A 25,898-nucleotide genomic window follows, 5' to 3' on the forward strand; every position below is an offset into this window, starting at 1 on the left:
TTCACGGTGATGCCAAAACTATCGCTCACTTCATAAGAGCAAAAAAAGGTTGCCCTGATAAAGCGGCAACCAATGACTACTATCGGGATATAATGATATGCACTCGCTATAGGAAGATGCTCAGTATAATGAAAGGAAATGGCTTGTGATATCGGCTATGTCCTGCAGAAAAGTAGGAAGTTTCCTTACCTGAATATCAGCGTTCAACATCATGGGTTGCATGCAAGGTTTGTCCAAATTCGTTCATCGCGAGATTCAACACTTGTGCAGCTTCTAACACAGTCGCTAAGTCAATATCAGGTTGATTGCATACGTCTTCCAACGCGTCACAAGCATTGACCAAGGAGTAGGCTTTAATCATTCGAGCGCCCCCCTTTAGTTTATGTGCCAACTCAGACAACCCTGACGTATCTTTTTGTTCGATCAACTGCGCTAGCAATGCAGTATCCTCTCGATTGCTACGTATCAACTCAGTCAACAACTGTTTTTCCAGTTCAGGATCGCCGCCAGTCAATGGATGAAGATCTTGCAATATCTTTATCGATGCAGAAACCGGAGGCACAGAACTCATGACTGGGGAAGGGTTTACCACACACTGCTCCAGCCATTCACTCAAATCATGCAAAGTGCTGGGTTTGAATAGGCAGCCATCCATACCGGCCTCTTGGCAGCGCTGGCGCTCCTCCGGTTGTGCATTAGCCGTAAAACCTAATAACAGGCAGGGTTGCAGTCCATTCTCTTGCTCATAATGGCGAATTTCACGTGCTAATGCGTAGCCATCCATATTCGGCATATTGCAATCGGTAATCACCACATCAAACTGATCTTTAAGCCAAAGACATAGCCCTATCGCGCCATCCGGCGCTTCACTGACTTGATGCCCTAAGTAACGCAGTTGTTTCTCTAGCAACAAACGGTTAGGTCGGTAATCGTCTACCACCAGCGCGCGTAGCGGTTGGAGAGTGAGCGGCGTACCTTCAATAAGCGTCACTGAGGTCGGCAATATTTTATCTAACGCCACCAACTGCAAATTCACCTGAACCAAAGTCCCTTGACCAAGCTGACTGCTAAGTTGCAAAGTCCCCTCCATCATTTCACACAAGGTGCGACAGATGCTCAGTCCCAAACCTGCGCCTTGACGAGCCGATTGTTCATTATTCGCGGCTTGGCTAAAAGGAGTGAACAACCGTTGCTGGTCTTGGAGTGAAATACCGATGCCGGTATCTTCCACCAAGAGTTTCACCATACAAACATCAGTCTCCGTGCGCTGGCAGCACAACATCACTGAGACCTGCCCCTTTGAGGTGAATTTTATGGCGTTACTTAGCAGATTGGACAAAATTTGTTTGTAACGCAGCGGATCAACCAACACCTCCACTTCACTCAAATCTTGCGCAGAAAATGTCAGCAACAATCCCTTTTGCGATGCGATCCCTTCAAAAATACGCAGTACCGAGCGACTCAATTGCACAATATCCGCCCGCTCCGGGGTTAATGTCATATGGCCCGATTCAATGCGCGCAATATCTAAAATATCCCCGACCAGATCCACCAGCCCATTCGCGGCGTCAAATGCCACCTCCAGAGCTTGTGGCTCTTGTTTACCCTGTTCGGCCTGCTTCATCGCCAATTCCAACATGCCGATGATCGCGTTCAGCGGAGTTCGGATTTCATGGCTCATGGTCGAAAGGAAACTGGTTTTGGCGCGACTGGCGGTTTCTGCCGTATCACGGGCGGTGCGTAACTGCTCCTGCAGTTGCTGACGATCGCTGATATCAAGCCAGCCGCCAAAAATACCCGCAACTTGCCCTTGGCTATCGTGGTACGGAACCACCCAGTGGAAAACAGTTTTTGGATCGGCGTAATGTGCAAAATCAAGCTGGCGATCTTGGAACAACGGTTGTTCGGTCTTAAGAACGTAAAGATAGTCCCGATGAATCAGCCGTGAAGTCCGTGAAAGCTTCAACTGCTCCGTTATTTTTTTGCCTACCGCGTCCTCTTGGGTAATGTCCAATTCATTAAGATAATGGGCATTACACAGTATCAAGGAGCCATTAAGGTCGCGGACATAAATCGGGTGAGGTGTGCCATCAATCATATCCCGCATGAATTTCAGTTGGTCACGTAATGCACGTTGGGTACGTTTACGCCGAGATATTTGCCTACGCAAACTGACGCCCCAAACTAAAGCGATTAACAGAATCAGGCCGGCACCCACCAGTCCTTGAATAATCGTGTGCCGCCAAGTACGCCAAAAACCATCCCCCAGCACCATATGGTTGGGACGCCAGCGATTGGACAACATATCGATTTCATCGGGAGGGATACTGCGTAGCACCTTGTCTAGAATACCCACCAGTTCAGGAGAATGACGAGAGACAGCAAAGGTAAGCTGCGCGGGATAAGCATCTACGATTTCAGCAATGCGCAATCGCCCAGTATAGAACCGCATCAGTTGATAATTGGTATTGACCAACGAATTAATTGCACCGTCGACGTTGCCATCATTAAGTACCGTCAGGGTCTCTTCAGCGCTGCCAATTTCCACCAACTTAATCGTTGGATAATGTTGCTGTAGCCAACTTTTTAACTGTGAGTTTTGAATAATGGCCATCTTTTTACCGCTCATTGTCTCCAATGAGGTCGGGGCATTATTAGCCTCACGCGTTACCAAAACAAACGCATTCGTCAGCCATGGGCGAGAGAACAACAGCTTATCATTACGAGCATCACTGCGGGTCAGCGCACCAATCATGTCCGCCTCACCCTCAAGTACGGTTTTCACCCCGTCATCAACGGTTGAAACCGTGCTAATGCTGAACTTGAGACCGGTGCGTAAGCTAATTAGCTCAAGTAAATCGGCGCTAATCCCACGAAAGTGACCGTCTTCATCAATAAAGGTCAAGGGAGCAAATGCATCACTGATTACGACTCGCACTAACGGATGCCGCACCATCCATTGCTGTTCCTTATCAGTAAAATCAATGGGTTGCTGGCTTAACTCCAAACTATTGCGCCCCACATTCCAGCGTTGCTGAATCAAAACGCGCTCTTCGCCCGGCACCGCCGCCAGTGCTTGGTTAATTAACGTTAATAAAGCCACATTATCTTTGCGTACACCAAAAGCGAACGGTAATTCACCGAGATTAGCGAATCCCGCCACCTGCAAATTATTGAGATAGTTACGCCGCAGCGGTGCCAAATTACCCAAATAAACATCCGCCTTTTTCAAGGCGACTGCACCAATCGCCGCCTGCCAAGTGGGGAAGACCATCAATTGCGCTTGGGGATAATGCTCACGCAAGGTCGGTTCCGGCAAAAAATCTTTTACTACCGCCAAACGCTTGCCGGTCAGGTAATGTCCCAAAGCTAAATTATCGCCCAATCGGGTAATCAATACGGGTAATTCAACACCATAGCGCGAGCTCAGTACTAAATTACGCTGCCGCTGGACCTCCCACGGGGTGGCTGAGGTCACGAAGTCAACTTCACCACGTTGCAAAGCCTGTAATACCGCCTGACGTGAGGGATAGCATTTCACTGCAACCGGAGTCGCAAGAAGGTGGGATATCAACCCCGCGTAATCAGCGCTAATACCTTCAAACTCTTGAGGATTTATTAAAATATCAAACGGTGGATTGTCCGGGTAGGAACAGCCCAATAACAGGGTTTTCTTTTGTTGCAGCCACAGGCTCTGCTGTGGAGCCAACATCAGTGATGGCAACATTTCCAGTTGTGGCGAACGGCTGAACAATTGCAAAACGGCGGGTGACTCCGCCGCAATGGCAGGTAATACAACGCACAGGCCAACAAATAGACCGAAAAACCCTACTAACAGGCGGTGCATCAACCAAAACTCACTTACTCGACTAGCGAGTGACGTTTAGCCAATTCAATCAGATCGACCAGATTGTTGGCGTTCAACTTAGTTAACAATCGGGTTTTATAAGTACTGATGGTTTTGTTGCTCAGCAGCAGTTCATCGGCAATCAGCTTATTGCTCCAGCCGCGCACCAAATATTGCAACACCATCATTTCACGATCAGAAAGTTCATCCAGCCGCTGCCGTTCCGTTAGTGGTTTATCCATCTGCATGGTCAGGCCACCCGCACCGTAGGAAACCACCGGGAAATAAACTCGCCCGGCACGCAGCATTTTAACCGCCGCTTCCAGTTCGCTGAGATCTTCATTTTTGGAAACAAACCCCTGCGCCCCAGCCTGAGCACAGCGGCTAGCGAAATGCTCTTCTGCCTGAGAAGACAACACCAAAATTTTCAGTGGCATTGCCAAAGCCCGTAAACGGCTGATCACTTCCAACCCATCCATTTTGGGAATACCGATATCCAGCACCACTAAATCCGGCATCAATTTTTTGGCCAGATTAACAGCCGTAGGTCCGTCGCCGGCTTCCCCCAGCACTTCAATGTTATTGCGCTCTAATATCATCCTTACCACCACCCGCACTATGGGATGGTCATCGACAATTAAGGCTTTCTTCATTCTACCCTCTTTGTTTTGCAACCTATGCAAACAGGTGACAACGCCTTGAAATAGCTTATGTCATTTTTCTCAACTGCGCATAGTTGGTTGATATACACGTCATCCTTCAAGCTGCCTCTTTGTTGGCTACGTTCGCGCACCCGAATCACTTACTTGAGTAAGCTCATCGGGATTTACTCACTTGCCGCCTCGATGCAACTTGAATGATTTTGTGTATAAAAACCTTAGGAATCCCCCTACAATTAAAAGGGAATATACTGATTAAACCGAAAGGATAATAATAGATAGACTAAAGCTCGGAAACAGTTATAACGTCAATTAAGGTAAATTAACATGCCAGCCCATCTTACCGAACTCTTCTTTATACTCGTATTAACTATCACATCGATTTTTTCTTTTTATCGTCATCTAACAATTGAAAGAAAAAACAGGATCATGTACCCAAGACGCCATTAGCAGTAAACATAACAGGACATTTCCTACAAAACACGAAGATAATTCCGCTATCGTTCATGACTCAGTCACTGTTAAGTTGCGCCCGTCATTATTGATGCAGGAATACACCATCAAAACACCGGCTTGCTTGTTATTAATGGGCATACGTTTCGCCCTCTCTGCATCAATAACCTTTACTTCTCATAATGCCAGATGAACTTGGTATTAATAGATAATCAAAAAATCGGATTAAATAACATGAAATACAAATATGCTTGGCAACAAGTTTTACTTCATTGGCTTTCCGCCATCATTATTATTTGGGCAACCCTTACCGGGTTTTATGTCGCTTTATTTGATGTCTCACCGCAGTTAAAGAACTGGATGGGCTTTTTCAATGTGTCATTAACCACCGTATTCATCCCCTTCTTTTTATTAAGAGTTTGGTACTTGTTCAAGCTGGGTAAACCGCAGCAGAACCAACCAGTAACGCTGGCAACACACGCCGCCGAGATTGCTCATTTCTTGCTATATCTCAACATTACCATCGTCCTCATTACTGGCGTATTGATGATGGAACGAGACATCAACGTGTTCCACCTGTTCCATATCCCACAACCTATTAACGATCCCACACTCACCAAACTCTTCAACATCACCCATATTATTTCCTGCGCCACACTGGCTGGGTTAGTACTGCTACATATTTTGGCTGTGATTAAACATGAATTCTGTGGCAACCGAATTCTGAGGAAAATGTGGTTTTGAAATATTATTAACACAATAAAATAATTAACAAAGGCACAGAAATTTCCTACAAAACCACAGGACGCCATGAACTTCTCTTTCAATGTTAACACTGGTCTAATAGCCGCTGCTGGCACATAGATGAATATGCAGTTAAACAAATCACGTTCATTCAGCAATAACAGCCGTAAGTGTTGATGCTAAATGGTCAAGTTAGTTTTCCTATCCCAGCAATAACCGTAAGTCTATTTATCTATAAATATTAAGGAATAGTTTGCAATGCAATTAAATAAAATCATGCTGGCCGCCACTTTGGCCTTCGGCGTTACTACCGCGGCACAAGCCTCCTCTGGCGATGTTACTTTTTCTGGTGACATCAACGATTCACCATGTTCAGTCACTCCTGGTAGCCTTGATCTAAAAGTTGATTTTGGTTCGATCTCCCAAGCTGCGCTAGCGGGCGGTAAAAAAACCCAACCACGACCGATCGAGATTGAACTGGAACATTGTGATATCTCGATACCGAATACGGTCAAAACCACCTTCCACGGCGTGGAGTCTGATGTTGATACCGGTTTATTAACCCTGGGAGAACCAGGCCGTGGAGCTGCCATCGCGCTGCTCGACCAAAATGGAGCAGATCTTCCTCTCGGCACCCCATCCAATGACCATAGCTTAATTTCTGGTACTAATACCTTGCGTTATCAGGCACAGCTTCGTGGCCACACAACAGCTCCAATTGTCGTAGGTTCATTCCATTCTGTCGCCAGATTTGTGCTGGACTACCAATAAATTCACATATTCATAATACCAATGTGTGCGGCAATAGCCGCACCTCTTTTATTTATCATGGTTTGCGAACGACTAACCGCCAAAAGCTCTAGGTTAGGGAATATCACTCCCATGTTTATTACCCAATGGATTATTACTGATTATTAATAAGGTTGTATTTCATGGAGTGTCTATTGTTACAAAAATTTAATTCCCGGCCACACATTCTCGCTATAGTAATCGCTTTCGCATTAAATCATAACGTCAGTTCTGCTTTGGCGAATAGTGATATTGAATTCAATACCGACATGTTGGACGTGCAGGATCGTAATAATTTTGATCTGAGCCAATTCTCCCGCGGCGACTTTATTTTGCCAGGCACCTATAGCATGACGTTGCACTTGAACAAATCAACACTTACCGTACAACCGGTTATTTTTCAGGCCCCTGAAAGCGATCCCAATGGAAGCGAGCCCTGCCTAACTCGTGAAATGGTCGATACGTTCGGACTAAAGCCCAGTTATCAAAAAGAACTAATTTGGTTGCCCCAAGGGCAGTGTTTAGATACCCGTAGTCTGGATGGATTAGAAGCCAAAGGCGATCTGAGCACATCTTCGCTCTATATTAATGTACCTCAGGCTTACCTGGAATATACCTCTGCGGATTGGGACCCACCTTTACGTTGGGATAATGGTATTGCCGGTTTATTGTTTGATTACAGCCTTAATGCCCAAACCAGCAAACGCACTTCTAGCGGTGGTCAAGACAATAGCCTGAATGGTAATGGAACTGCCGGTGCTAATTTTGGCGCTTGGCGTTTTCGCGCTGACTGGCAGGCACAATTGCAACATCATACCGGTAGCGGTAATGGAACCCAGCGGAATCTGGATTGGAGCCGCTATTACGCTTATCGCGCCCTGCCAAGTTGGCACTCTCGTTTGACATTGGGAGAGGATTATCTCAGTTCCAGCGTCTTCGATAGCTTCCGTTTTGCCGGAGGAAGTCTAGTTTCCGACGACAATATGTTACCGCCGAATCTGCGGGGCTATGCGCCCGAAGTCAGCGGTGTCGCCAAAACCAATGCCACGGTGATTATCAGCCAACAAGAGCGTGTGATTTACGAGACTCAGGTCGCTGCTGGACCATTTCGTATTCAGCACCTTAGCAACACCATCTCCGGCATGTTGGACGTCCGAGTGGAAGAACAAGATGGCAACGTGCAGACCTTTCAGGTTAGCACCGCCAACATTCCTTATCTGACTCGCCCAGGTTCAGTACGTTATAAATTAGCTACCGGTCGTCCGACCGACTGGCAACACCATGCTATCGGGCCGATGTTTGCCGCCGGTGAGTTTTCTTGGGGGGTTAATAACGGCTGGTCACTGTATGGCGGCAGTATCAACAGTGAAGAATACAATGCGTTGGCGTTAGGTATTGGTCGCGATCTGTTATTCCTTGGAGCGTTATCGTTTGACATCACGGGTTCACATGCCGAGTTACCTCAGCAGGATACGCTGGCAGGAGCCTCTTATCGCTTAAGTTATTCGAAAAGCTTTGATGAATATAATAGCCAAATTACTTTTGCCGGATACCGTTTCTCCGAACGCAATTTTATGAGTATGAGCGAATACCTGAGCGCACGTGAACTTGGGCAACGCACTTATAACAGTAAAGAGTTGTACACACTGAGTTTTAATCAACAATTCCGCGATCTGGGAGTCAGTGCCTACCTCAACTACAGCCACCAATCCTATTGGGATCGTCCAGACAGCGACAGCTATGACTTGTCATTGTCACGCTTTATGAACATCGGTTCATTCAAAAGCATCAATGCCTCACTTTCAGCCTACCGACGCCTGTATGACGGTGAACGTGACGATGGCGTCTATCTCTCCTTGTCATTGCCTTGGGGCAACGGGAATACCGTGCGCTATAACGCTAATGTCAGCCGACACGATCATTCACAAACGGTGGGTTATTACAGTCGAGTAGACGATCACAATAGCTACCAGATCAATGCCGGAGCAGGCAGCCAAGGTACCCTCGCCAGCGGCTACTACAACTATCTTGGCGACCATGCAGAAATGAGCGCCAACGCCAGCTACCAAGCCAATAGGTACACTTCTGTAGGGCTATCAATGCGTGGCGGCATCACCGCCACCCGTGAAGGTGCAGCCCTGCATCGCGCAGGAACTCAAGGCGGTACCCGTCTGTTGTTGGATACCGACGGTGTTGCGGATATACCGGTGCGCGGCCAAGGTGCCAGTAGTCGCAGTAACCGTTTTGGTAAAGCCGTCGTCACTGATGTCAACAGCTACTACCGTACTCACGCCAGTATCGATATCGATGCTCTGAATGACAACATTGAGGCCACCGACTCTGTCGCCCAAATCACTCTAACTGAAGGTGCCATCGGCTATCGCCGCCTCGGTGTTATCTCGGGTCAAAAAGCCATGACCATTATTCGACTGGCAGACGGCAGTTTCCCCCCCTTTGGTGCCACGGTACAAAACCATCGCCAGCAAGACATTGGCATGGTGGCGGATGATGGTAACGCTTACCTCAGCGGCCTCAAACCGGGAGAACAAATGTCAGTACATTGGAATGGCAACGGACAATGCCACATCACCCTACCTGAAACCTTGCCAGATGGTCTGCATAGCCAGTTATTGCTGCCATGTCAGTTAAAAGAAACGCAAGGATAAGGGTCTTTAAAATTTATTTACCAAGAGTTAAGTACGATGAAATTGAATAACTTTATCCGTGGTAGCGTCCTACTAACGACCATCTTGATCGCTCACTCAGTAAGCGCTTCTATCGCATTAGATCGCACTCGTGTGATCGTAAATGGTAGTGAAAGCTCCACCACACTGCACATCAATAACAAAAACCCCAAATTACCTTATCTAGCACAGGGTTGGATTGAAGATCCGCAAGGGAAAAAAATCCAAGGCCCATTGGTCGTATTACCGCCAGTACAACGTTTGGAGCCAGGCAAATCGAGCCAACTCAAAGTTCAAGCGCTACCAGCAGCCACTCAGCAATTACCACAAGATCGTGAAACGCTCTATTACTTCAACTTGCGCGAGATCCCACCGAAAAGCGACAAAAGTAACTCGCTACAAATCGCATTACAGACCCGTATCAAGCTGTTCTATCGCCCACAAGGGATCGTACCGGATAAAAACAAACCAGCGGCACCATGGCAAGAGCAACTCATTCTGGAGCGTCAAGGGAATGGTTATCACGTCAACAATCCAACCGCTTATTACATCACCTTGGTTGATGTTGGCAGTAAAAAAGGCGACAGCGTGACTGGGTTTGAACCCGTCATGGTGGCACCTTTCAGCAAAGCCGATCTGAAGGTCAAAGCCAGCACCTTAGGTAATACCCCGGTGCTGACTTATATCAACGATCACGGCGGACGCCCACAGCTTAATTTCAGCTGTAATGCAGGCTCTTGCCGCACCGCTGCGAACGCAAAAAGCTGACCCATAGTAACAATAGGACAAGGAACCCAAAATGAAATCTACATTTTCCCCTATTACCACAGCGCTCTTTATTTCAGCCACAATGTTCGGTTGCAGTACCGCTTGGGCTAACGTGGCCGTTAATATTCTTGGGGTTTTGCAAGAACCCCCTTCTTGCACTATTGATGATGGCAAGGGAGCTCCATCTCTTGAAGTCAATTTTGATGATATCAGAATCGACGAAATTGACGGAACAACCAACAAAAAAATGGAACTAATCTACCACCTGCAATGCAGTAACCTGACCAACAATACGGTGCAATTACAGTTTCTGGGCACGCGAGCGACCGGATTCGGCACCAACGTGTTAGCGGTACCTGGGAGGGAGGGATTTGGTATTGCGCTGTTCAGAGGGGAAACGCCCCAAGCACTCAATACCAATTTCGGTTTTAATTACACCACCACTCATCCGCAACTTTTTCTGGTTCCCGCCAAACTAGCCACAAGCACGTTAGCCGCTGGTGAGTTTAATACTAACGCCACATTGCAGATCACTTACCAATGAACCGCAACTTATCCCCTTATTATGCCTTGGTGTTGCTGCTGATGAGCAAATACGCTTTGGCCACTGATACCCAAATCCGTGGCACGCTGCTCGCTCCACCCGATTGTGTCATTGAGGAAGGCGAGGTGATCGATATCAATTTTGGGGAAAACCTCGGGGTAAATAAAATCAACGGTATTAACTATACCCAGCAGATCCCCTTTAGCGTTGTGTGTTCCGGTGATAATAGTGGTTGGAGCTTTACCTTAAGTCTCAACAGTAATCCTCCACTGATGGATAGTTTCACGCTGCAAACCACCATGCCCGGTTTAGGCATCAGGATCATGAAAGACGGCTATCCATTGCTGCTCAATCGACCTTGGAATGCCGACCTCAATAACCTACCGGTGTTACAGGCCGTCCCGGTAAAAGCAGACAGTGTAGATCTGACTGAAGGTGACTTCTCCGCCAACGCCACCTTGCTGGCGCAATATCAATAGGAGCCACCATGAAATTTTATTTACCTTTGATTGGACTGCTACTAACTTCACCGCTAATAGCCACAGAAAACCTAAACTTTCACGGTGCATTGGTGGCTAAAGCCTGCACCATTCACCCCGACAGTAAAAATATCGACCACCCGTTTAATGCCACTGACGTCGGAGAGCTGTATACCAATCATCGCACCGCAGGAGAGGTTTTCCGGCTGACGCTGCAAGAATGTAATACCGACGTCAGTAATGCTGTCACCATCACGTTCAACGGCATCACCAATCCAGCATTACCTAATTTATTGAAGTTGGACGACAGCAGCGAAGCTTCTGGTTTTGCTATCGGTATTGAAGACAGCGTGCGAATCCCCATTCGCATCAATGCCACCAGCAACCCGTATTTATTGAGTAATGGCATTTATACCCTGACTTTTTATGCCTATTTGCGGGGCGAGCCCGAAGCCATCGCCAACCGAACCCTCTCTCCCGGTCACTATAGCGCCAGTGCCACCTTTCGTTTGGATTATCCGTAATGAAATTAATGATGAAAATGACTCACAAATGGCTGTTGGCCGCTTTATTGATAATGGGAGGAAGCTCTGCCAGTTATGCCGCTTCGAGCCTTTCTTTTCAGAGTTTTCAAAATGTAGCGGATGATCAAATAAAGGTCATAAACAGGCTTAACGCCGACTATGCTAACACTACGACCAATCCTTGCTATGGCAAAAGTTACTGTCAAATAGGCGTTGGAGTAGCATTATTCAGCTCGGTCATACAGATACCCGCTATTGTTTGGAGCTCAGACCAACACCTTGCTTTAACCACTGCTCCCACCTTAGGTGAACTCTGGCGTTTACTAAATGCCGATGGTCGCCAGCTGCTTACCCGCGAGTTCGATGTTAGTCTCAGTGACTCTATAATTAGCTGCGTGGGTTGGACAACCGATAGCGGAGACCCTCAGTTTCTTCAGCAATTGCCTGATATTTTGTGTGGATTCCCCGTACCAGTCCCCACCAGCTGCGCCTTTACCGGCGTTGTCAATATCAACCATGGCACTATCAATCTTCCGACAGGCTCACCATCTCAACGGCAAATCGCCAACGCCACCTTTAGTTGTCAAGGTAATGTCAGCGCACGTATCTACGCCATCGGCAGCAGTGGTGATCACTCAGCCATCAATCTGAGCAGTGACGGCAGACTGGTTTCAACCATTACCTTCGACAATGGTCAACGAGAAGTAACAAAAACCGTTTCTACTGGCGCCAGCAACACCGTCACGGTGGAATCCAATGTCGTCAACCATGGCTCAACGCACAGCGGTGAGTTCAATGGTAGCGGGGTACTCGTTATAGTGCTGGATTAATCACTCTGGGATAAGACCTTTTTTGCCTTATCCCTTTAATTTCACCGCACACGTTACCCCCAGAACATTCCTACACCACCTTAGGAACCTCCCGACTCTTCTTACCTCGCCGCGCCCCTTAAACTAGCCACCAGATTTAAGACTTAATCAAAGGTATTTTAAGGAATGGCGGCTATATTAAGCAGCGAGCAGTGCACAGAAATCATCAATGCCGGTGTGTTGCCCTATCAAAATGCATTCACGCTGAATTGCCAGATGAATACGCTGCAGTTGCACGCCTGCCGCCGCGAACTCTCTCTCAGCGAGGCACAGAAACGCCTGCTGGTATGTTTGATTAAGGGTATTAATTGCAAACGTAAGATCATTAATATCGTCTGGCACGAGAACCATAAACGCATCAGCGACAACAATTATCACCAGTTGGTATTCCAACTGCGTGCGCTATTCAAACAGCACCAATTACCGGGCCAGTTAGTGCTCACCGTGCCTTATTACGGCCTTAAGTTGAATGAGCCATTGCTTAAAACCTTAGGCCAACCGCAACGGAAAGATCATGCCGTTACACCAGAGCAGCATGACAACAATAATAATGGTGATACTGTTGAGGGCTCGCCCTCGCTCCTCGCACGCCTGATTCACCTCGGGCGTTCTTTTTTCATGATTTCCTTGTTGGTGCTGGTGTAAACCATGACCAACCTGCTTAAAACCCTGTCGCCACAGCATCTGGCGCGGTTCGTCACCTTCGCGCTACTCGTCGCGTTCATATTGCGTCTGTATCAGATCTGGCCGCAGCCATTGCCATGGCCGAATGAACCTCGCGTCGCGGTTACCGCGCTAGCAGCCAAACCCGCACTGGATAGCAAGGCTCTAGAGCAACTACAACTGTTCCGCGCACCTGCCGCCGTATCCCCGTTTCGGGTGGGTAATATCGCGCTGGACGACGCCAAATTGCGTGAAGCACCGGTCAGTTCACTTAACGCACGTCTAACCGGCGTGTTGAGTGGCCCACAAGGGATCGCCGTCGTCGAGCATAACCAACGGCAAATCAGCCTGACGCCCGGTGAGCCGTTAGCCGGAGAAGCCAAACTGGTACGCATCTTTGCTGACCGCATCATCATCAGCCGCCGTGGGCATTACGAAGCCCTGTTGCTGGATTAACACTGCCGCAGCCGCCTCACGGCCTGCCTGAAGAAGACAAGTTATGACTATCAACACCCATATTATCCCCCGCACGCGCCGTGCCGCCTTATGGTTGGCCTGCGCCCTGTGCTTAAGCGCCCCCGCTTGGGGTGAAGAGGGCGGCTATTATTCCGCCAGCTTTAAAAACACCGACATTCACGAGTTTATCAACACCGTCAGCAAGAACCTGAGCAAAACGGTGATTATCGATCCGACGGTGAAAGGCAACATCAGCGTGCGTAGCTACGAAGAGTTGGACGATGAGCAGTATTACCAGTTCTTCCTCAGCGTATTAGATGTCTACGGCTTCGCGGTGGTGGACATGAAAAACGGCGTACTCAAGGTGATCCCGGCCAAAAACGCCAAAGGTGCCGTCATTCCACTGATCGAAGGCCGCCACCCAGCGGTGGGCGATGAAGTGGTAATGCGCGTGGTACCGCTCCATAACGTCACCGCCAAAGATCTGGCGCCATTGCTGCGCCAATTGAACGATGCCGCCGTCGGTAGTGTGGTGCATTACGATCCTTCCAACGTGCTGCTGATCACCGGGCGTGCGGCAGTGGTGAATCAACTGATGGCGATTGTCGAAAACGTCGATCGTGCAGGCGATCACAACGTAGAAACCATCAAGCTGGAACACGCCTCTGCCGCTGAGGTAGCGCGTATGGTCGGCTCTTTACACAAAGAAGACGGCAAAACCGCCAGCGGTCGTACCAGCGCCAGCATCGTCGCCGATGAGCGCACCAACTCGGTACTGATTAGCGGCGAAGAAAGTGCCCGCCGCCGCATGGTGGAAACCGTATTGCAACTGGATGACGAAGGTGAGTCACGCGGCAATACCAAAGTTGTCTACCTGAAATACGCCAAGGCAGAAAACCTGCTGGAAGTGTTAACTGGCGTCAGCACCTCATTGCAAGAAGGCCAATCACCGGCCAGCGGCAATGCCCCGATTGCCAACGTCTCGATGATGAAAAACGTGGTGATCAAAGCCGACGAACAATCCAACGCGCTGATCATCAACGCCGCGCCGGATCTGTTGCGTGATTTAGAGCAAGTGATCGCCCAACTGGACATCCGCCGCGCTCAAGTATTAGTAGAAGCGATCATCGTCGAAGTGCAAGACGCCGACGGCCTGAGTTTAGGCGTGCAGTGGTTCAACAAATACGGCGGCGGCACCAACTTCCCAGAAACTGGCGCACCAATCGCAGGCATGCAACCCGGCGGTATCAGCGACACCCTCGGCAAAGTCAGCGGACTGGCTGCCGGTTTCTACCACGGCAACTGGGCGGCGTTGTTCACCGCACTACAAACCAGCAGTCGTAACAATATTTTGGCGACACCGAGCATCGTCACTCTCGACAACATGGAAGCCGAATTCAACGTCGGTCAAGACGTACCGGTGCTCAGCGGCTCGCAAACCACCAGCGGCGACAACGTATTCAACACCGTCGAGCGTAAGAGCGTCGGCATCAAACTGAAAGTGAAGCCACAGATCAACAAAGGCGATTCGGTGCTGCTGGAGATCGAACAGGAAGTTTCTAGCGTCGATGCCCAAGCCGGTGACAACGCTCTCGGCCCAACCTTCAACACCCGCACCGTGCGCAACGCGGTACTGGTCGGCAGCAATAATACCGTGGTGGTCGGCGGCCTGCTGGACACCAGCCAAAACAACCTGAACAGCAAAGTGCCGGTTTTAGGCAGCATCCCGATTATCGGCAACCTGTTTGGCGCTAAATCGCAAGAGACTAAAAAGCGCAATCTGATGCTGTTTATCCGCCCGACCATTATTCGCGAGCAGCACAACTACAACCAAATCAGCAGTGATCAGCGGGATAAATTCGGCCAGCAGCAAGCCAGTGGCGAGACTAACCAAAAGTTGGGGCAAGAACTGAATGCACAACTGGCGATCCCACAAAGCAATCGCGCATTAGCCGATATGCAGCGCGACATCGACGCATTTTATAACAAGGGATAATGGATGAACGGACAAGCGTTGCCCTACGCCTGGGCACAGCAACAGGGTGTGTTGTATTTGCCACAGGAAAGCCAGTTGCTGTTTCGTACCGGAGCCAGCATCGAAGCCTTGCTAGAAGCGCGCCGCGTACTACCGCGCTGCACTTTACAACAGCTCGACGATGCGACGTTCGAGCAGGCATTGGTTAACGCTTATCAGCAGGGTTCCGATCAGGCGCGTCAGATGATGGAGGAGTTGGGTAACGAAGTCGATTTCTACCAATTGGTAGAAGCATTACCCGAAGACGACGATCTACTGGACAGCGACGACGGCGCACCAATTATCCGCATGATCAACGCCATGCTGGCGGAAGCGATCAAAGAAGGTGCGTCGGATATTCACATCGAACCCTTCGAGCGCCGCTTGATCATCCGTTTTCGTATCGATGGCGTATTGCGTCAAATTTTGACACCGCAACGTCAACTCGCGCCAGTGTTAGTCTCACGCATCAAAGTGATGGCAAAACTCGACATCGCCGAGAAACGTTTGCCGCAGGATGGGCGCATCGCCCTGCGCGTCGGCGGTCGTGCCATCGATGTGCGTGTTTCTACCCTGCCCTCCAGCCACGGCGAACGCGTGGTAATGCGTTTGTTGGATAAAAACACCGTCAAACTCGATCTCGCCTGCCTCGGCCTGAACGAGGCCAAGCGCCAAGCCATCAGCCAACTGATCCTTAATCCGCACGGCATCATTTTAGTCACCGGGCCGACCGGCTCCGGTAAAAGCACCACCCTGTACGCGGCGCTCAGCCAGCTTAACAGCCAAGATCGCAACATCATGACGGTGGAAGATCCGGTGGAGTACGAGCTAGAAGGCATCGGGCAAACGCAGGTCAATGCCAAAGTGGAGATGACCTTTGCCCGTGGGCTACGCGCCATTCTGCGTCAAGATCCCGACGTCGTGATGATTGGTGAAATCCGTGATAACGAAACCGCGCAGATCGCGGTACAAGCCTCGCTCACCGGCCACTTGGTGCTCTCTACCCTGCACACCAACAGCGCATTAGGTGCCGTTGGCCGCTTACGCGATATGGGCGTTGAGCCATTTCTGCTCGCCAGTTCGTTAATCGGTGTGTTGGCGCAGCGACTGGTGCGTACCCTGTGCCCACACTGCCGCGCCCCGGCAACGCCCAATGTTCAACAACTGGTGGAAGCCGGGCTTGAGCCGCTACCGCCGCAACCCTGGCACACTTTTCGTCCGATCGGCTGTGAGCAATGCAACTTCAGTGGCTACCGTGGGCGTACTGGCATTCACGAACTGTTAGTGATCGACGAGCCGTTACGTCAAGCCATCGCCCGTGGCGACAGCGAAGCCGAGCTCGCCCCCCTGCTCCGCCGCCATTGCCACAGCATTCGCCACGACGGTTTGAGCAAAATTCTCAGCGGCCAAACCACGTTAGAAGAAGTGCTGCGCGTCACGCGGGAAGGCTAGCCATGAGTGAGTTTCGTTATCAGGCGATCGATATCCAAGGCAAAAACCAGCAAGGCACTGTCAGCGCCGAATCGCTGCGTGCAGCCCGTCAACAACTGCGGGAACGCCAGTTGCAGGTGGTCTCAATCGTTCCTGCGAAGAAAAATGCTTCACTACGCAGCCGAGGCGATGCCATTAAAGGCCGCGATTTGGTGCTGATCACTCGTCAATTGGCGACGCTAGTGGGCGCGTCACTCCCCTTGGAAGAGGCTTTGCGCGCACTGGCGCAGCAATGTGAGAAACCCGCGCACGCCCGCTTGATGATGCAAGTGCGTAGCCGCGTGCTGGAAGGGCTGCCATTGGCAGAGGCATTAGCCGCCTTCCCGCGTACTTTTAGCCCACTGTTCCGCGCCATGATCGCTGCTGGCGAAGCCTCCGGGCATTTGGCTCCGGTATTGGCGCGTTTGGCCGATCACAGCGAACAAACGCAAAAACTGAAAAGCAAACTGACGCAGGCGATGATCTACCCGCTGGTGTTGACGGTAGTCGCCATCGGCGTGATCGCGATTTTACTGGCGGCGGTGGTACCGAAAGTCGTGGAGCAATTTGTCCATATGCAGCAAGAACTGCCGTTCACGACCCGCCTGTTGATGAGTAGCAGCGATCTGGTGCGTGATTTTGGTCTGTGGGCGCTGTTGTTGTTATTGAGCGCATTGGTGGTGATCCGCCGCTGGTTACGCCCGGCAGAACGACGCTTACGTTGGCACCAGCAATTTCTGCAACTGCCGGTACTGGGCAAAATCGCCCTTGGCCTGAATATCGCTCGTTACGCCCGTACTCTGAGCATTCTGAATGCCAGCGCCGTCCCATTGTTGGAAGCGATGCACATCAGCGCATCGGTGCTCACCAACGACCACGCACGCCAACAACTACAACTGGCCGCCAGCCGAGTACGTGAAGGCAGCAGCCTGTCACAAGCGTTGGAGCAAACCCGGCTGCTGTCGCCGATGATGCGCCACATGATCGCCTCCGGCGAAAGCAGCGGCGAATTGGACAACATGCTCACCCGCGCCGCCGATATTCAAGATCAAGCCTTTGTCAGCCAGATGACACTGGCGCTCGGCCTGTTTGAGCCGCTGTTAGTGGTCAGCATGGCGGGTGTGGTGCTGTTTATCATCATGGCGATTTTACAACCGATCTTGCAACTCAACAGCTTGATTGGCTAACCGATAACGGAGAAAACACCATGCAACAAACCTCACGCCAGCGCGGTTTCACCCTGCTGGAAATCATGGTGGTGATCGTCATCCTCGGCGTGCTCGCCAGCCTGACCATTCCCAGTCTGATGGGTAACAAAGACCGCGCCGATCGCCAGAAAGCGATCAGCGATATTGTCACGTTGGAAAACGCGCTGGACATGTACCGACTGGATAACGGTCGCTACCCCAGCACCGAACAAGGCATTCGTTCACTGGTGAAAAAACCAGAACTGGCGCCGCAGCCGCGTAACTACCGCGCTGATGGCTACGTGCGCCGCCTGCCGCAAGATCCTTGGGGTAACGATTACCGTATTACCAGCCCCGGCATCCACGGCACGATTGACGTCTACTCCCTAGGGCCAGACTCCGAACCCGCAACCGAAGACGACATCGGTAACTGGATGTTGGAGCAACAACCGTGATCAAGCACCGAATGCGTGGCTTTAGCCTATTGGAAGTGATGTTAGTGCTGGTGTTGCTGGGCGGTGTGGCGATGCTGGCAGTCAGTGCGCTGCCCAAAAATGCTTCATTACAAAAAGAAAGCGACCAGATCAGTGCAACTTTGCGTTGGGCAATGGAACACGCCACACAAGATGGGCAGATGTACGGTTTTGCCGTCGCCAGTGGTGAATGGCAGCTAATGAAACTGACTGCCACCAACGATGGGCAAAACACCAGCTATTACTGGCCGGGGCATCAATGGCAACCGGTCACCATCGGTAAACAACCGCAGCAACGTGTCCTGCCGCCCGGTAAAAGTCTGCGTTTACTGATCGACGGTCAAGAATACCCGCTCGGCAATACCTTACCGGAGCAAAGCCCGGAGCCGCGTATCTTGATGTTACCCGGCGGTGAGATCAGTCATTTTGAATTGCAATTACTGACCGACAACCAGCCACCGCATCTGATCAATATTGATCAGGGCAAAATTGTGCAAGGTTCCTAACCGTGAATTGCCGTGGCATGACGCTGCTGGAAGTGATGGTTGCCTTGGCGATCCTTGCGATCGCCGGTCTGGCGGTGATGAAAACCAGCGGCGAGCAAGTGCGCAATCTGGATCATCTGGAACAAAAACAGTTCGCGGCTTGGATTGCAGAAAACCAGCTCACGGTATTACGGCTAACTCAAATCTGGCCAGCGGAAGCCTGGCACTCCGGTACCAGCGAGATGGCGGGTTTAACCTGGCACTGGCGTTGGCGCGGCGTCACCACCTCCAACAGCACTCTGCGCGCAGTAGAGATTGAAGTCCGGCTGAACGAAAGCCAACTCCAGCCGCTGGCGCAGTTACGTAGCTATCAGGTGCGCCCATGAAACAATCATCGCAAACCGGTTTCACGTTGCTGGAAATGATGGTTGCTATCGTGCTGTTCGCGATCATCGGCATCACGGGTTTTCAGATCCTGCAAGGCGTGTTGCGTAATGGGCAAATCAGTCAACAGCACGCCACTCGACTGGCTGAAGCACAGCAAGCTTTCAATCTGCTGGAACAAGATATTGCTCAGGCAGTAGTGCAGCCGTTTGAAGGTGATGGCAAAAATCCCATTCCTGCTGCCAGTAACCTTTCCGGCGAACACCCAGAATTGAAGCTGTTACGGCGCAATTGGCTGAATCCAGCGGGCTATCTACCGCGTTCTTCACTCGAGCACGTCAGTTGGCGGCTGAATGAAAACGGGCTAGTGCGTATGAGCGGTGAAACCGTGCCGGAAATTCGTGCTCGCTTCGACAGCATCAACGGTTTTCGTCTGCGTTTTTGGCTTAATGGGCATTGGTTAGATGCTTGGTTCGCCAGTTATGTTCTACCGGAAGCACTTGAAGTGACGTTGGATGTAGAAGGCTTCGGCGCTTTGCAGCGTGTGATATTTATTACGGGGACAACATGAACCAGCGCGGGATGGCATTACTGGTAGTGTTGCTGATGGTCGCGACCATGGCGACGGTGGCAGTCAGCACACAGGAATATTGGCAGCGTGCCTTTAGCCGCGCCGAAAGTCAGCAATTCCGTCAACAGGCCAAGTGGACATTATTAGGCGCGGAAGATCTGGTGCGTTTACAACTGCTGGCGACATTGCCTGCCGAACCGGTACACAATGGCCAGTCTTGGGCATTAACCAGTCAGACCTTTCAATTAGATGATATTCAGATTGCCTATCGCCTGCGTGATGCTCAGGCTTGTTTCAACCTGAACGCCATTACCGCCGTGCGGCCACGCGTCGTGCCAACCATCGGCGAAGAACCGGCAGCACCAGCGCGCCAGTCTTATTCGCAAAGGACATTTCGCCAACTGTTGCTGAATCAGGGCGTAGAGGTTTCACGTGCCGACGGCATTATCACCGCACTAGCAGCCCAACCCCGGCTGTTAGATGTCAGCCAACTACGAGCCTTACCGAACATTGACCAAACACTTTGGCAGCGCCTGCAACCGCTGGTCTGCACACTGCCCAACAACCGGTTACGCATCAACATCAATACGCTAAGTGGTGTAAGCGGCCACGAACTGTTGTTCGCCATGTTACACAACCAGCTTTCACGGCCACAGGTGCAAGCGTTGCTGACCAGCCGCCCGAATAACGGTTGGCAACAAATGGATCAACTCACCATGCCTGAAGCGGCATTAAGTGCCTTTGCTGAAATGCAAAGTTCCAGCACCTTGGGCAGTGACTATTTTGATCTGTTGCTGTGGGTGAATGAAGCGCCTCACATCTACCAACTACACAGCCGCTTGCAACGTACCGAGCAAGGGTTCCAGGTCACCGAACGTCGTTATGGCATCAGTGAATTTTAATATGAAGATGAACAATAAAAACCAACCGCTACAAACCATTATCCGCATCGCCAGTCATGAGGGCTCGCCTTGGCATTGGCTAACTCAAACGGCAACTGGTGAGTATCGTCAAGATTATCTGAGCGCGGATAACCTGCCACCAGCGGATAGCCAGATAACCCTACTGCTCCCTGCCAGACGCATGATGTTCCGACAGGTCAATTTTCAAGGCAAACATCGCCGCCCACCGTTGCAGGCACTAAGTTGGCAACTTGAAGATCTGGCGCTGAGCGAGATTGAACAGTTACATGTCACGTTGATCAATCGCACTGGCAATGACTACGCATTAGCGGCAGTAGACAAAAATCAGTTGCGGCAATGGCTGGAACAACTGGCTCTGTGGGGGCTGAAACCGGCACGGGCGATACCCGATGTGTTGGCGTTACCGCTTCATACCGCCGTATTACTGGATGATGAATGGCTGGTACGCGATGGTGAATATCAAGGCTTTTGCGCGACTGACGATGAGTTAGATTTACTGCTCGCGCCACAGATCTCACTACAGCGTGCCATCCAACCCGCATTGATGCTGTTAATCGCTGGTGTAACTACGCCGCTGCCTAATTTGTTACACGGAGAATTCTCCGTGCGTTTGGTGCCACCGACCCAACGGCTTATTCGTTTACCGCTCGCCCTTATCTTACTTTGTCTATCGACCTTCGCCGCTGAACCGCTGCTGGCGGGGATTCAGGCCGATCGCCACACCAAGCAATTGCGACAACAAGCGACCGAAATTTATCAAAACTATTTCCCCGGACAATCACCGGAGCGACCGCGTACACAATTAGCTCAACGCATCGCTGAATTAGAAAACTATAGTGCCCCGCCGGGGTTACTGTCATTACTGGCTGACAGCCAAAAACTGCTGAACGCGTTGCCAGCCGGAACCGTCAAAACGTTAGATTGGAATGGAGAGCAACTGACGTTAACACTGAATACCAGCGAGCAACAATTACAGCCATTACTCGCGGCACATAACAGCAAAAACCTCGACGCCACCACTCAAATGACAGAAGAGCAAACCACCTTGTTACGGCTAAAAAGGAATGCCTCATGATGGAACAATGCCAACAGCGTTGGCGGGGTTACGGTAAACGGGAGCGTGCTCTACTGATATTATGCGGCGGCCTGTTAGCCTTGCTGCTAGCACAACAATTGCTCCTCGCACCACTAACCAGCTACCAACAACGCGCCGAAAAACGACAACTGCAAGCGCAGCGCGATCTGTTATGGATGCAGGCGCAACGTCCTAGGTTGAATAGTCTATTAGCGCAGCGTCCACAGCCTAGCGATATTCCGTTACCTGAATTGCTGCAAAACAGCGCGCAGCCGCTGGGCGTTAAGTTCACTACGCAAGGTGAGCTGCCGCCGCAAACCTTCCCCCCCGTACTCGCGTGGCTGACACAGCTCGAATTCAAGTACGGCATTCAAGTAGAAAAATTACAGCTCAACCATCAAGCCGATGGCCTGTTAAACGGCAAAGTCAGGTTCAAAGACGATGAATGAATTACCGGGCGTGTTCTGGCTATTGCTCACCGCATTGGGGTTATGTATCGGTAGCCTGCTGAATGTGGTGATTTACCGTCTGCCACTGATGCTGCAGCAACCAGAAAATACAAACTTCAACCTATGGCTACCGCGTTCCCATTGCCCACATTGCCAAACAACCATTCGTTGGCGCGACAATATTCCACTGTTCGGTTGGTTACTACAACGCGGTCGCTGTCGCCATTGTCACCATAAAATCTCTCGCCGTTATCCGTTGATAGAATTAGCCACCTTGGCGATCACTTTAATCAGCGCGGCGTTATACCCGATGGGCATTCCATTACTCGCGGCATTACTGCTGGGATGGAGCCTGCTAGCGTTGGCGCTGATCGATTACGATCACCAACTATTGCCAGACAGCTTAACCTTGCCATTACTGTGGGTCGGCTTGTTATATCACGTGATGGAGGACCGCCACTTTTTACCAGAAGCGGTGATGGGTGCCGTTGCGGGCTATGTGATTTTATGGCTGCTGTACTGGGGATTTCGACTGCTCACTGGACGTGAAGCTTTAGGCTACGGCGATTTCAAGCTGTTAGCAGCACTGGGGGCGTGGTTAGGTTGGGCAGACTTACCCGTATTGTTATTAACCGCCTCTGCTAGCGGCATCATAATAACCCTGCTGGCTAAAGCGTTACGACAAAGACCGCTGAATGCCGCGCTGCCTTTTGGTCCATTATTGGCTCTCGCGGGTTGGGGGCTATTCTTGTTAAAAGCCCCCTTCGCCGGTCACTATTCCATATAATCCATCTGATCAGTCTGTGCCGCGTTAATAAAACGCGCGGTGCTCTGATTCAACGTCGTGCATTTCTCCGCCATTGGCGTGCTGTCTTGCGTTAATGCGTCATAACGTGCCTGAGTCCGTGTCGGCAGTTGCTGATATTCCGCCGCTTGGGTATTCCAACCACGATGCTGCGCAATTCTCATTGCTGCGCGCTGTAATTTCACGTCGTCTGGAATATCGGCACGATTGCAATTAGTCCGTAGAAAATGCCCCCCCGCTAATAACGCAGAAAGTTGTTCCACTTGAGTGCTTGCCGGAGGTTGGGTTTTATTAACCGGTTGCTGTTGTTGGCATCCGGTGAGAAAAATAAACCCAGCGACCAAAAAGGTATTACGCAGAGAAATAAACATAGTTCTTCCCTAATAAAATAATAATTCGACAAAAATTATCTTAGGTGAGCAATAGCCTATTGACAAGGTAAGCCCATAAAAATAAGGTGATTTAACCTCACATTCTCAAGATTTCCCCAATGCCGATGGCAGCCCATACACGAATAAACCACCAAACACCTTCAACACCTTATTTCGCCTGCAGCTAAGGCCAAATAAGTATGTTTTTAAGGTGTCTGTTACCTATTCTGCCCCCCGATATTTTGTAGCACCGAAAACAATTAGCTTGCCGAAAAGCCCAAATGCGGACGGTGTCATACATAAATATTCGTTTCACTCTTTTCAACATCATGGAATAGGACTAACCCATATGAATCTCAGCAAAATCATGCTGGCAATTGCCGCAGTAACCGCCAGCGGCGGCGCAATGGCTCACGGCTTTATTACTTCACCAGAAACCCGTGCTTACCTGTGCCAACAGGGGCAAAACGCAGATTGTGGTCAAGCACAATATGAACCACAGAGCGTCGGCGAAGGTCCAGACGGTTTCCCTGCTGCTGGCCCACAAGACGGTAATCTGGCTAGTGCCAACGGTGGCACTGACTGGATTGGCGTGAAGTTGAACGAGCAAACTGCTGACCGTTGGAAAAAACTGCCGATGCAGGCAGGTACACAGGAGTTCACTTGGCGCTTCACCGCGGCACACCCGATCGCCAGCATCAAATACTACATGACCAAAGAAGGTTGGAATCCAAACCAGCCAATCACCCGTGACTCTCTGGATCTGACACCATTCTGTGTGATCCCTAGCGCTCCGGCATCCACCACCGGTTCTACCACTCACACTTGTGATGTGCCAGAACGTAGCGGTTATCATGTGATTTACGGCCTGTGGGATGTGGCTGACACCGCGGGCACCTTCCATAACATGATAGACGTTGAGTTCGAAGAAAGTTACGAAGACATCCCTTCCGAGTGGAGCAATACCATCGGCAACCTGACGCCAACCATTGATCTGCCAGCCGGTTCTTTGGTAAAAGCACGTCTGTTTAATGCTAATGGTGAAATGACCGATCGTGAAATCACCCTGACTATCAACTCAGCCGCACAGGGTGAGAAAAACGTTTGGGCACACGCTCTGGCAAGCAAGATCAACGAAACCGAAGAGCTGCGTGCAGGCCGTAAAAACTCCACCGGCGGCGTGAACCCGGTTTACGGCGTGAATACCATTTACACTAAAGCTGACACTGGCCTGACTCAGGTTATCGTTGCGCCAATCCCAGCAGATGAGGCCAACATTGGCAGCTTCAGCGTAAACGGTTTGCAGAACCACTACGAAATCGTAGAAGGTAATGCTCAAGTCGGTTTCAACCTAGCAGTCACCGGGAAATTGACGTTGGAAGGCCAGATCTTCGACGCTAACAACCAGTCTAAAGGCATCTTCAACGCTGAGGTCGATAACGCCACTCAGGCAATCAACGTTGATTTGGCTGACGTTACCGCGGGTAAATACACCATGGTGATCATCGGTACTAACGCCAATGGCCAGAGCCTGCAAGACAGCTTCGAAATCACCCTGCGCCCAGAAAGCAATGCTGGTGACTTCGAGTACGTTTACCCAGACGGTATCGGCAGCTATGTTAGCGGCACTGTGGTGATGAACCCAGCCACTGACAAAGCCTACGAGTGTAAAGCGGGTGTGGCTGCGTGGTGTAACATCCCAGGTAATATCCACTATGCACCGGGTGTCGGCCATGCATGGACAGCTGCTTGGACTGAGAAGTAATTCAGTCTAATGTATTGAACCCATAAACCAAATCGCGTGGCCGGGGCTCGGGGGAGACCCCCACGCGATTTTTCTGGTGTTTTTATGACCCTGTTTACTCAACATCGTCAACGTTGTTCGGCCTGGCTAGCGTTATTCGCTATCGCCTTGCTGTTCATCGCACCAGTGATTTCTCAGGCTCTCGCCCCCACTCCGGCGGCCTCACACCACGAACACACGTCATCATCCCCCAACGATCATCACAGCACCGCTCACGCACTCTGTGATTACTGCTTGTTACCTTCGCTGTTACCTTGGTTGGCGGCAGATGTCATTACTTTAGCGGTGACCTCGGTTAAGCAGCCCGAAACACAGGTTTATCAACTCTGCTCCCCCCCCGATAGCCCGGGTTATCCGCCTCAACAACCCAGAGCGCCTCCTGAGTTTTCCATCATCGTTTAAATCGTG

Annotated in this window: 26 protein-coding genes; 23 read left to right on the forward strand and 3 right to left on the reverse strand. The window is 50.6% G+C overall.

Annotation, left to right across the window (positions count from 1 at the left end; translation table 11 throughout):
• Nucleotides 1–196: 196 nt before the first annotated feature.
• Both AC3ISQ_RS16085 and AC3ISQ_RS16090 read right to left on the reverse strand, forming a co-directional pair.
• The gene (locus AC3ISQ_RS16085) at nucleotides 197–3,847 is read right to left on the reverse strand and encodes a transporter substrate-binding domain-containing protein (protein ID WP_489348095.1); all 3,651 of its coding nucleotides are present in this window, start codon (nucleotides 3,845–3,847) and stop codon (nucleotides 197–199) included.
• A 14-nt stretch (nucleotides 3,848–3,861) separates the two neighbouring features.
• Complete coding sequence (locus tag AC3ISQ_RS16090; RefSeq protein ID WP_489348096.1) at nucleotides 3,862–4,500, reverse strand: response regulator; 639 nt, start codon at nucleotides 4,498–4,500, stop codon at nucleotides 3,862–3,864.
• A gap of 693 nt (nucleotides 4,501–5,193) precedes the next feature.
• On the opposite strand from AC3ISQ_RS16090, the gene AC3ISQ_RS16095 reads away from it, so the two are divergent.
• From AC3ISQ_RS16095 to AC3ISQ_RS16195, 21 genes are all read left to right on the forward strand, one after another.
• Nucleotides 5,194–5,703 (forward strand): cytochrome b, encoded by a 510-nt coding sequence (locus tag AC3ISQ_RS16095; RefSeq protein ID WP_489348098.1) that lies wholly within the window; start codon nucleotides 5,194–5,196, stop codon nucleotides 5,701–5,703.
• 258 nt (nucleotides 5,704–5,961) lie between these two features.
• Nucleotides 5,962–6,474: a fimbrial protein gene (locus AC3ISQ_RS16100; RefSeq protein WP_489348100.1), complete on the forward strand. Its 513-nt coding sequence runs from the start codon at nucleotides 5,962–5,964 to the stop codon at nucleotides 6,472–6,474.
• A gap of 161 nt (nucleotides 6,475–6,635) precedes the next feature.
• Nucleotides 6,636–9,158 carry an outer membrane usher protein gene (locus tag AC3ISQ_RS16105; RefSeq protein ID WP_489348102.1) on the forward strand — a complete coding sequence of 841 codons (2,523 nt, stop codon included), beginning with the start codon at nucleotides 6,636–6,638 and terminating at the stop codon, nucleotides 9,156–9,158.
• A 36-nt stretch (nucleotides 9,159–9,194) separates the two neighbouring features.
• Nucleotides 9,195–9,944 (forward strand): fimbria/pilus periplasmic chaperone, encoded by a 750-nt coding sequence (locus AC3ISQ_RS16110; protein WP_489348104.1) that lies wholly within the window; start codon nucleotides 9,195–9,197, stop codon nucleotides 9,942–9,944.
• A gap of 31 nt (nucleotides 9,945–9,975) precedes the next feature.
• Complete coding sequence (locus AC3ISQ_RS16115; RefSeq protein WP_489348106.1) at nucleotides 9,976–10,488, forward strand: fimbrial protein; 513 nt, start codon at nucleotides 9,976–9,978, stop codon at nucleotides 10,486–10,488.
• Nucleotides 10,485–10,967, forward strand: coding sequence for a fimbrial protein (locus AC3ISQ_RS16120; RefSeq protein ID WP_489348108.1), 483 nt, complete (start codon nucleotides 10,485–10,487; stop codon nucleotides 10,965–10,967). The genes AC3ISQ_RS16115 and AC3ISQ_RS16120 overlap by 4 nt, the downstream gene beginning before the upstream one ends.
• An 8-nt stretch (nucleotides 10,968–10,975) precedes the next feature.
• The gene (locus tag AC3ISQ_RS16125; RefSeq protein ID WP_489348110.1) at nucleotides 10,976–11,491 is read left to right on the forward strand and encodes a fimbrial protein; all 516 of its coding nucleotides are present in this window, start codon (nucleotides 10,976–10,978) and stop codon (nucleotides 11,489–11,491) included.
• Nucleotides 11,491–12,321: an MrpH family fimbial adhesin gene (locus tag AC3ISQ_RS16130; RefSeq protein WP_489348112.1), complete on the forward strand. Its 831-nt coding sequence runs from the start codon at nucleotides 11,491–11,493 to the stop codon at nucleotides 12,319–12,321. Before AC3ISQ_RS16125 ends, AC3ISQ_RS16130 begins: the two co-directional genes overlap by 1 nt.
• A gap of 165 nt (nucleotides 12,322–12,486) precedes the next feature.
• Nucleotides 12,487–13,005 (forward strand): winged helix-turn-helix domain-containing protein, encoded by a 519-nt coding sequence (locus AC3ISQ_RS16135; protein ID WP_489348114.1) that lies wholly within the window; start codon nucleotides 12,487–12,489, stop codon nucleotides 13,003–13,005.
• Between the two features lie 3 nt (nucleotides 13,006–13,008).
• Nucleotides 13,009–13,479, forward strand: a complete 471-nt coding sequence (locus tag AC3ISQ_RS16140; RefSeq protein ID WP_489348116.1) for a type II secretion system protein N — start codon at nucleotides 13,009–13,011, stop codon at nucleotides 13,477–13,479.
• A 43-nt stretch (nucleotides 13,480–13,522) separates the two neighbouring features.
• Entirely contained in the window at nucleotides 13,523–15,475 is a 1,953-nt protein-coding gene (gspD, locus tag AC3ISQ_RS16145; RefSeq protein ID WP_489348118.1) for a type II secretion system secretin GspD, read from the forward strand.
• A gap of 3 nt (nucleotides 15,476–15,478) precedes the next feature.
• Nucleotides 15,479–16,945, forward strand: coding sequence for a type II secretion system ATPase GspE (gene gspE / locus AC3ISQ_RS16150; RefSeq protein ID WP_489348120.1), 1,467 nt, complete (start codon nucleotides 15,479–15,481; stop codon nucleotides 16,943–16,945).
• A 2-nt stretch (nucleotides 16,946–16,947) separates the two neighbouring features.
• The gene (gene gspF, locus AC3ISQ_RS16155) at nucleotides 16,948–18,150 is read left to right on the forward strand and encodes a type II secretion system inner membrane protein GspF (protein WP_489348122.1); all 1,203 of its coding nucleotides are present in this window, start codon (nucleotides 16,948–16,950) and stop codon (nucleotides 18,148–18,150) included.
• Between the two features lie 20 nt (nucleotides 18,151–18,170).
• Nucleotides 18,171–18,605 (forward strand): type II secretion system major pseudopilin GspG, encoded by a 435-nt coding sequence (gene gspG / locus AC3ISQ_RS16160; protein ID WP_489348123.1) that lies wholly within the window; start codon nucleotides 18,171–18,173, stop codon nucleotides 18,603–18,605.
• The gene (locus AC3ISQ_RS16165) at nucleotides 18,602–19,129 is read left to right on the forward strand and encodes a prepilin-type N-terminal cleavage/methylation domain-containing protein (protein ID WP_489348125.1); all 528 of its coding nucleotides are present in this window, start codon (nucleotides 18,602–18,604) and stop codon (nucleotides 19,127–19,129) included. The genes gspG and AC3ISQ_RS16165 overlap by 4 nt, the downstream gene beginning before the upstream one ends.
• 2 nt (nucleotides 19,130–19,131) lie before the next feature.
• Nucleotides 19,132–19,494, forward strand: a complete 363-nt coding sequence (gene gspI / locus AC3ISQ_RS16170; protein ID WP_489348126.1) for a type II secretion system minor pseudopilin GspI — start codon at nucleotides 19,132–19,134, stop codon at nucleotides 19,492–19,494.
• Nucleotides 19,491–20,063: a type II secretion system minor pseudopilin GspJ gene (gene gspJ / locus AC3ISQ_RS16175; protein ID WP_489348128.1), complete on the forward strand. Its 573-nt coding sequence runs from the start codon at nucleotides 19,491–19,493 to the stop codon at nucleotides 20,061–20,063. The genes gspI and gspJ overlap by 4 nt, the downstream gene beginning before the upstream one ends.
• Nucleotides 20,060–20,965, forward strand: a complete 906-nt coding sequence (gspK, locus tag AC3ISQ_RS16180) for a type II secretion system minor pseudopilin GspK (protein ID WP_489348130.1) — start codon at nucleotides 20,060–20,062, stop codon at nucleotides 20,963–20,965. The genes gspJ and gspK overlap by 4 nt, the downstream gene beginning before the upstream one ends.
• A gap of 1 nt (nucleotide 20,966) precedes the next feature.
• Nucleotides 20,967–22,061, forward strand: a complete 1,095-nt coding sequence (gspL, locus tag AC3ISQ_RS16185) for a type II secretion system protein GspL (RefSeq protein ID WP_489348132.1) — start codon at nucleotides 20,967–20,969, stop codon at nucleotides 22,059–22,061.
• A complete protein-coding gene (locus AC3ISQ_RS16190) occupies nucleotides 22,058–22,510 on the forward strand; it encodes a type II secretion system protein M (RefSeq protein ID WP_489348133.1) in 453 nt (150 codons plus the stop codon). Before gspL ends, AC3ISQ_RS16190 begins: the two co-directional genes overlap by 4 nt.
• On the forward strand, nucleotides 22,503–23,297 hold the full coding sequence (locus tag AC3ISQ_RS16195) for a prepilin peptidase (RefSeq protein ID WP_489348135.1): 795 nt from the start codon (nucleotides 22,503–22,505) through the stop codon (nucleotides 23,295–23,297). The genes AC3ISQ_RS16190 and AC3ISQ_RS16195 overlap by 8 nt, the downstream gene beginning before the upstream one ends.
• Here the strand turns inward: AC3ISQ_RS16195 and gspS are convergent.
• Nucleotides 23,285–23,686 carry a type II secretion system pilot lipoprotein GspS gene (gene gspS / locus AC3ISQ_RS16200; protein WP_489348137.1) on the reverse strand — a complete coding sequence of 134 codons (402 nt, stop codon included), beginning with the start codon at nucleotides 23,684–23,686 and terminating at the stop codon, nucleotides 23,285–23,287. The two genes, AC3ISQ_RS16195 and gspS, sit on opposite strands and share 13 nt — an antisense overlap.
• Nucleotides 23,687–24,035: 349 nt before the next feature.
• Here gspS and gbpA point away from each other — a divergent pair, with 349 nt between their 5' ends.
• The gene (gene gbpA, locus AC3ISQ_RS16205; protein WP_489348139.1) at nucleotides 24,036–25,451 is read left to right on the forward strand and encodes an N-acetylglucosamine-binding protein GbpA; all 1,416 of its coding nucleotides are present in this window, start codon (nucleotides 24,036–24,038) and stop codon (nucleotides 25,449–25,451) included.
• Nucleotides 25,452–25,535: 84 nt separating this feature from the next.
• Nucleotides 25,536–25,892 carry a DUF2946 domain-containing protein gene (locus AC3ISQ_RS16210; RefSeq protein ID WP_489348141.1) on the forward strand — a complete coding sequence of 119 codons (357 nt, stop codon included), beginning with the start codon at nucleotides 25,536–25,538 and terminating at the stop codon, nucleotides 25,890–25,892.
• The last annotated feature ends 6 nt before the right edge of the window (nucleotides 25,893–25,898 follow it).

This window comes from Serratia sp. KH_031 (assembly GCF_057839655.1).

What these genes read in the sequence shown, in the direction of transcription:
- AC3ISQ_RS16135 (WP_489348114.1), top strand. Translation starts at nt 12,487, where the DNA reads ATGGCGGCTATATTAAGCAGCGAGCAGTGCACAGAAATCATCAATGCC.
- AC3ISQ_RS16085 (WP_489348095.1), bottom strand. Translation starts at nt 3,847, where the DNA reads ATGCACCGCCTGTTAGTAGGGTTTTTCGGTCTATTTGTTGGCCTGTGC.
- gspE (WP_489348120.1), top strand. Translation starts at nt 15,479, where the DNA reads ATGAACGGACAAGCGTTGCCCTACGCCTGGGCACAGCAACAGGGTGTG.
- AC3ISQ_RS16210 (WP_489348141.1), top strand. Translation starts at nt 25,536, where the DNA reads ATGACCCTGTTTACTCAACATCGTCAACGTTGTTCGGCCTGGCTAGCG.
- AC3ISQ_RS16100 (WP_489348100.1), top strand. Translation starts at nt 5,962, where the DNA reads ATGCAATTAAATAAAATCATGCTGGCCGCCACTTTGGCCTTCGGCGTT.
- gspL (WP_489348132.1), top strand. Translation starts at nt 20,967, where the DNA reads ATGAAGATGAACAATAAAAACCAACCGCTACAAACCATTATCCGCATC.
- AC3ISQ_RS16115 (WP_489348106.1), top strand. Translation starts at nt 9,976, where the DNA reads ATGAAATCTACATTTTCCCCTATTACCACAGCGCTCTTTATTTCAGCC.
- AC3ISQ_RS16130 (WP_489348112.1), top strand. Translation starts at nt 11,491, where the DNA reads ATGAAATTAATGATGAAAATGACTCACAAATGGCTGTTGGCCGCTTTA.
- gspF (WP_489348122.1), top strand. Translation starts at nt 16,948, where the DNA reads ATGAGTGAGTTTCGTTATCAGGCGATCGATATCCAAGGCAAAAACCAG.
- AC3ISQ_RS16120 (WP_489348108.1), top strand. Translation starts at nt 10,485, where the DNA reads ATGAACCGCAACTTATCCCCTTATTATGCCTTGGTGTTGCTGCTGATG.
- AC3ISQ_RS16095 (WP_489348098.1), top strand. Translation starts at nt 5,194, where the DNA reads ATGAAATACAAATATGCTTGGCAACAAGTTTTACTTCATTGGCTTTCC.
- gspK (WP_489348130.1), top strand. Translation starts at nt 20,060, where the DNA reads ATGAACCAGCGCGGGATGGCATTACTGGTAGTGTTGCTGATGGTCGCG.
- gspG (WP_489348123.1), top strand. Translation starts at nt 18,171, where the DNA reads ATGCAACAAACCTCACGCCAGCGCGGTTTCACCCTGCTGGAAATCATG.
- AC3ISQ_RS16190 (WP_489348133.1), top strand. Translation starts at nt 22,058, where the DNA reads ATGATGGAACAATGCCAACAGCGTTGGCGGGGTTACGGTAAACGGGAG.
- AC3ISQ_RS16140 (WP_489348116.1), top strand. Translation starts at nt 13,009, where the DNA reads ATGACCAACCTGCTTAAAACCCTGTCGCCACAGCATCTGGCGCGGTTC.
- AC3ISQ_RS16105 (WP_489348102.1), top strand. Translation starts at nt 6,636, where the DNA reads ATGGAGTGTCTATTGTTACAAAAATTTAATTCCCGGCCACACATTCTC.
- gspD (WP_489348118.1), top strand. Translation starts at nt 13,523, where the DNA reads ATGACTATCAACACCCATATTATCCCCCGCACGCGCCGTGCCGCCTTA.
- AC3ISQ_RS16195 (WP_489348135.1), top strand. Translation starts at nt 22,503, where the DNA reads ATGAATGAATTACCGGGCGTGTTCTGGCTATTGCTCACCGCATTGGGG.
- AC3ISQ_RS16125 (WP_489348110.1), top strand. Translation starts at nt 10,976, where the DNA reads ATGAAATTTTATTTACCTTTGATTGGACTGCTACTAACTTCACCGCTA.
- gspJ (WP_489348128.1), top strand. Translation starts at nt 19,491, where the DNA reads ATGAAACAATCATCGCAAACCGGTTTCACGTTGCTGGAAATGATGGTT.
- gspS (WP_489348137.1), bottom strand. Translation starts at nt 23,686, where the DNA reads ATGTTTATTTCTCTGCGTAATACCTTTTTGGTCGCTGGGTTTATTTTT.
- AC3ISQ_RS16090 (WP_489348096.1), bottom strand. Translation starts at nt 4,500, where the DNA reads ATGAAGAAAGCCTTAATTGTCGATGACCATCCCATAGTGCGGGTGGTG.
- AC3ISQ_RS16110 (WP_489348104.1), top strand. Translation starts at nt 9,195, where the DNA reads ATGAAATTGAATAACTTTATCCGTGGTAGCGTCCTACTAACGACCATC.
- gbpA (WP_489348139.1), top strand. Translation starts at nt 24,036, where the DNA reads ATGAATCTCAGCAAAATCATGCTGGCAATTGCCGCAGTAACCGCCAGC.